This window comes from Streptomyces sp. ATLC9 (assembly GCF_057196705.1).
On record NZ_JBXUOY010000341.1, the window covers coordinates 1 to 4,989 of the forward strand.

Below are 4,989 nucleotides of genomic sequence, written 5' to 3' on the forward strand. Positions count from 1 at the left end.
CGGCGCCCACCCGACGCGACAGCCGGGCCGTCGGCCTGCCCAGCCTCAGCCCACGGCACGAAAACGGTCCACCGACTCCGTCGGCGGACCGTCACGAAACTTCGAGGTTAGTGATTGAGAAGTGTTCTCGATACCCCCAACGTCAGCCGTGCCCAACAAGCCCATGAAAAAGGCAAGGCTAGTGACGCGTCATCCTGAAAACGGCACGGCCCTACACTCGGTCGCGCCTGAGAGTCGTCTCGCCGAGCCCGAGGGCCATGCTGCTCGTGAGCTGACGAGCGAAGTCCTCCAGGATCGAGGCGTTGGCAGCGAAGAACTCCATGACCCGCTCGGTTCGCTGCTCAGGCGAAAGCTCTTTCAGTTCCTGTTGCCATGCCAGGGCGGCAGCACCGCCATCCTCAACCTCGGCATTCACGATGAGACTCCAGAGCGCCTGCTGGGCGTCCTCACGAGCGAGCCAAGTCATGAACATCTGCTGGAACTGCTCGCTCGTCACAGTGACCTTCGGGTTGCTGGGTGTGGTGGCCACATCTTGGGAAGGCACATCAGCCTCGACCCCCGGGATAGCAATAGGAGGCGTCGTCGTGACCTCGGCCCGCAGGGCCTTCTTCTGGGCTCTGCGGGCCTGCCGCTTCAGCACCAAGGCTTCGCGCTTGGCAACGAAGACCGGCACGGCCTGGGTGTGCCACCAGTGGGCAACGAGAGGTTTTGCGATTTCTACGAGACCATCGATGATCTGGCCCGCGATGTCAGCCACGGCCTGTTGGCCGGGAGTGAGCTGAGGACGCTGATCCTCCACGTACTCGGTGACGTAGACGATCTCGGGCTTGTCTGTGAAACCTGACTCGTCTTCGGCTATCAGGCGGATCTCGACGTGCTTCGGTCCCTTGTCACTCGTCTTGGGAGTGAACCCACGACTCCAGCCTTCGCTCTTCCGCGAGTCGGCGAGACGCTCGCCCTTGGGGATGCGAACAGCTGCTTTGACCTCGTCGTACTCCTGGTCCTCGGCCATGCGTCCTCGTCAGTGCTCGGGTCTTCCTCGGCGCTCGGTCGACGAGGATGCGCGGTAGTAGAACCTCACCCATAACCGTAGCTGTAGCGTCCGACGATTCGGCAGGTTCGGCGAGCATCGCATCAGCCGCCATGGAGCCGCAGGTCCAAGGTTGTCACCAGTCTCCTTGCCGGATCCGCTCGTCGGACACGATCCCGTAGACGTACCGCCCAGAACGTTCGGGGCATCGTGGAATCTCCGATGGCCCCGCGATTGGCCATGCCTCCAGCGCTGACCTGATCTCGTGCCACTGCACGTTGCGCCGGCTCTCGACGATGACCAGGGTGTAGCGGTTGGTCCGGTAGGTGAAGGACTTGCCGGTCTTCGTGTAGAAGACCTCGCCCTGGTGCTCCTCGATCCGAGGCCTTGCAGTCTCCATGTTGGGACCGACCGGCACCGGCTCGGGCGGAGGTGGCGGTGGCACTGGATGCCCTGCCCACCGGAGTCGTTCCTCCAGCGTTGGCTCCCGGCTACTCCGATACCAGGATGCGCTCCCTTGCACGGTGGTCGAGGTGACCGCCAGCTCTGTTCCGTCCGGCAGTACCCCACGGCCAGGCTCTCGGTAAGGCTCCGGAATCGTGATATCACGCCGCTCATAGCCGAGCCTGCTGGCGACTGACGCCAGAGTCCCCATCTGAGTGTTCCCGACGTACGACCACTGGTCCTCGCTGGCATCGTCCGAGAATTCCACGACGCCTACAAGGTAGACCCCGTCCTCGTTCGGGTCCCCGAAGAGCTGCCGTAAGCGGTCGGGTCCAAAGTCGCCCGTCATCTATCCGTCCACCTCTGCATCGCCGCTATCAGATTCTCCGTTGATCAACGCGATCACAGTCTCCCTCGCGGCTGAGTCGCGTGCTGCGCCATCCGGGAGCCGATCACGGCCACCCTACTGGGCACCCTGACGGCTTCCTTGAGTGTGGTTGTCCTTGAGTGTGGTTGAGGGCGGCAGCACGAAGCCGGAGGGCGAGGTACAGGTCGATACCGTCGATCTGATTCCAGACGGTGTCGCCATCCACCTCCGGTGCCTGGGAATCGATGTGGCTCGTCCAGGCTGTGGCGGTCGTCGCGGCCCACGGCACCAGGGGCAAGGCGAAGGGAGCGATGAGCTCCTCCCAGGTGAGGTTCTGCCAGTTCTGGGCATGGGGGGGCGAGGTGGATGCGTTGAAGTGAGATCGCCGCGAACTGGCAGTCGTCTCGGTCCTCCTCGGCGACGTATTTGTAGTACCGCTCCAGCTGTTCAATTCCGAGGCCAGTAAGCAGCTTCACTTCGACGACAGCGACAACCTGACCGCTCGCCTCCAACACCAGGTCGGGTCGATCCGATGCCCTCCGGCCCCGCGACTTCGAGTCCTCCCAACGAACCTGGAGCGGGCCAATAGCCTCGATCCCGAGTACTGAGCGGGTGATCGCCTGGTCGGCATTCATGAGGGTGGCGAGCAGATCGCTCCACGCGTTCTCGCTGTTGATCGAGAGCAGGAAGCGAAGGTCCGGGAGACTGCTCACTCGCTGTCCTCTCCCAGCTCCGCACCGATGTTGAGCACGCGGATCCCGGACTGCGGCTGAGGGTCCGCACCCCGATTCCCTGGGATGCGGACCCTTTTGTATTGACGGCCCTCCGGGAGACCGGGAACGCGGCGCTGGAGTGGGACGTCTACAGAGGCCCGCGGCTCACACCCGGTGGTGCGGTGGAGGGCTGGACTGCCAGGGAGTGCGACGAGCGCGGGCTCGCCGCACTGCTGCACCAAGAGGGCGAACCCGTCGTGGTCCTGGACGGCCGCGCCGAACTCGGACCGCGGGCGCTGGGCAACCGGAGCATCATGGCCCCGGCCACGTCGCCGCGTATGAAGGACCGCCTCAACGAGATCAAGGGGCGCGCGAACTACCGACCGGTGGCGCCGATGTGCCTGGAGTCCCACGCCGCCGAGGTGTTCGCCCCGGGCAACACCGACCCGTACATGATCTTCGACCACAAGCTGCGCTCCGGTTGGGCGGAGAAGATCCCGGCTGTGGTCCACCTGGACGGTTCGGCCCGCCTGCAGACGATCGATCCGGCCGCGCGGGGTTCGCGGGCCGGGGTGATCCTCCACGAGTACGCGAAGCTCAGCGGAATCCCGGTGCTGTGCAACACCAGCGCCAACCTCTCCGGCCACGGACTCTTCTCCAGCGTGGAGTCGGCCATGGAATGGGGCCGGACCCCGTACGTCTGGTCGGACGGAATCCTCTACACCAACCGAAGGAACGCATCGTGAGTGATCTGACGAGTGCCGACGACTGCCCCGTCAATGCACACAACGAGTGGGACCCGCTGGAAGAGGTGATCGTCGGCGTAGTCGACGGCTCCTACTTCCCGCCCCGGCACATCGCGCAGGACGCGCCCCTCTCCCACGAGCAGCGCGCCGTGTTCCACGCCAACGCCGGACGGCCTTTCCCGAAGGAGCGGATCGACGCGGCCCGCGCCGAGCTCGACGGCCTGGCGGCCATCCTGGAGGCCGAGGGTGTACGGGTGCGCCGGCCCGAACCCCAGGACCAGTCCGCGGAGTTCGGGGCACCGGGGTGGACCAGCACCGGTCTGTACGACGCGATGCCGCGCGACGTCCTGCTGGTCTTCGGGAACCAGATACTGGAGTGCCCGATGGCCTGGCGGTCGCGCTACTACGCCACCTCCTCCTTCCGGAAGCTGCTCAAGGAGTACTTCAGGGCCGGTGCGCGGTGGAGCGCGGCGCCGAAGCCGGAACTTCCGGAGGAGCTCTACGAACAGGACTGGACCGATCAACCGGACGGCGAGCCCTTCCGGTCGGTCATCACCGAGTTCGAGCCGACCTTCGACGCCGCGGACTTCATCCGCTGCGGCCGCGACATCTTCGCCCAGCGCAGCCACGTGACCAATATGATGGGCATCGAGTGGGTGCAGCGCCACCTGGGCGACGAGTACCGGGTCCATGTCCTCGACCTGCACGACGACCACCCCATGCACATCGACGCGAGCCTGATGCCGCTCGCGCCCGGCAAGCTGCTGATCCACCCGGACCGCGTGCCCGAGGTGCCGAATATCTTCAAGGGCTGGGACGTCATGGTGGCACCAAAACCGGTCATTCCCGACGGTCACCCGTTGTACATGATCAGCAAGTGGATTAACATGAACGTCCTCATGCTCGACGAGCAGCGAGTCGTGGTCGAGCGCCAGGACGAGCCAATGATCAAGGCAATGAAGGACTGGGGTATGACACCCATTCCGTGTGATTTCCGGAACTTTAACAGCTTTGGCGGATCCTTCCACTGCGCCACGCTTGACGTGCGTCGTCGGGGCACCTTGAAGTCCTACTTCTGACGAATCAGTGGATGGTGATTGCATGGCCGACGAGGTAACTCTCCGGGACACGGAGAAAAGCGATGTCCCGGTGTTCTTCGAACATCAACTCGATGTGGAGTCGCTTCGCATGGCCGCCTTCACCGCGAAAGACCCGTCGGACCGTGAGGCCTTCGAGAAGAAATGGACGAAGATCCTCGGCAACGAGCGGTTCGTCAAGAAGACCATCCTCGTCGGTGGCGAGATCGTCGGCCATGCCGTTGTGTTCGAGATGGACGGCGACTTCGACGTCACCTACTGGATCGCGCGGGAGCACTGGGGGCGCGGCATCGCCGGAAAGGCCCTCTCCGCCCTTCTCCAGGAGGTGACTGTCCGGCCGCTCTACGGCCGGGCCGCCTTTGACAACACCGCCTCCCGGCGAGTGCTGGAAAGCAATGGTTTCGTTCTCCTGGATGAGGAGGAGACGTACTCCAACGCCAGGGGCGAGGACGTCAAGGAGCTTATCTTTCGTCTCAGCTAATACTCCAGTCTGACTTTGCGATCTTGCTGCGGACCCGGCTGGAAACGGGTACGGCCACCGCGTGATCATCGGTTGGTGTGTGGACAAACGAAGATCGTGCGGTGGCCGCGG

At 64.2% G+C, this 4,989-nt stretch carries 6 protein-coding genes; 4 read left to right on the top strand and 2 right to left on the bottom strand.

Annotated elements, in window-relative coordinates:
• Positions 1–211: 211 nt before the first annotated feature.
• Positions 212–1,012 carry a hypothetical protein gene (locus tag AC2CJA_RS24110; RefSeq protein WP_484604788.1) on the bottom strand — a complete coding sequence of 267 codons (801 nt, stop codon included), beginning with the start codon at positions 1,010–1,012 and terminating at the stop codon, positions 212–214.
• A 154-nt stretch (positions 1,013–1,166) separates the two neighbouring features.
• Positions 1,167–1,430, bottom strand: a complete 264-nt coding sequence (locus tag AC2CJA_RS24115) for a hypothetical protein (RefSeq protein WP_484604789.1) — start codon at positions 1,428–1,430, stop codon at positions 1,167–1,169.
• 623 nt (positions 1,431–2,053) lie between these two features.
• Between AC2CJA_RS24115 and AC2CJA_RS24120 the strand changes: the two genes are divergently transcribed.
• The 4 genes from AC2CJA_RS24120 to AC2CJA_RS24135 all read left to right on the top strand — a co-directional run bounded on the left by AC2CJA_RS24120 (position 2,054) and on the right by AC2CJA_RS24135 (position 4,878).
• Entirely contained in the window at positions 2,054–2,221 is a 168-nt protein-coding gene (locus AC2CJA_RS24120; protein WP_484604790.1) for a hypothetical protein, read from the top strand.
• Between the two features lie 434 nt (positions 2,222–2,655).
• A complete protein-coding gene (locus AC2CJA_RS24125; RefSeq protein ID WP_484604791.1) occupies positions 2,656–3,300 on the top strand; it encodes a carbamoyltransferase C-terminal domain-containing protein in 645 nt (214 codons plus the stop codon).
• Positions 3,297–4,379 carry an amidinotransferase gene (locus AC2CJA_RS24130; RefSeq protein WP_484604792.1) on the top strand — a complete coding sequence of 361 codons (1,083 nt, stop codon included), beginning with the start codon at positions 3,297–3,299 and terminating at the stop codon, positions 4,377–4,379. The genes AC2CJA_RS24125 and AC2CJA_RS24130 overlap by 4 nt, the downstream gene beginning before the upstream one ends.
• Before the next feature lie 22 nt (positions 4,380–4,401).
• The gene (locus AC2CJA_RS24135; RefSeq protein WP_484604793.1) at positions 4,402–4,878 is read left to right on the top strand and encodes a GNAT family N-acetyltransferase; all 477 of its coding nucleotides are present in this window, start codon (positions 4,402–4,404) and stop codon (positions 4,876–4,878) included.
• Positions 4,879–4,989 lie beyond the last annotated feature (111 nt).

Bases quoted from the DNA above. Each gene is read 5' to 3' on its own strand.
- AC2CJA_RS24110 (WP_484604788.1), bottom strand. From the start codon at position 1,012: ATGGCCGAGGACCAGGAGTACGACGAGGTCAAAGCAGCTGTTCGCATC.
- AC2CJA_RS24115 (WP_484604789.1), bottom strand. From the start codon at position 1,430: ATGGAGACTGCAAGGCCTCGGATCGAGGAGCACCAGGGCGAGGTCTTC.
- AC2CJA_RS24135 (WP_484604793.1), top strand. From the start codon at position 4,402: ATGGCCGACGAGGTAACTCTCCGGGACACGGAGAAAAGCGATGTCCCG.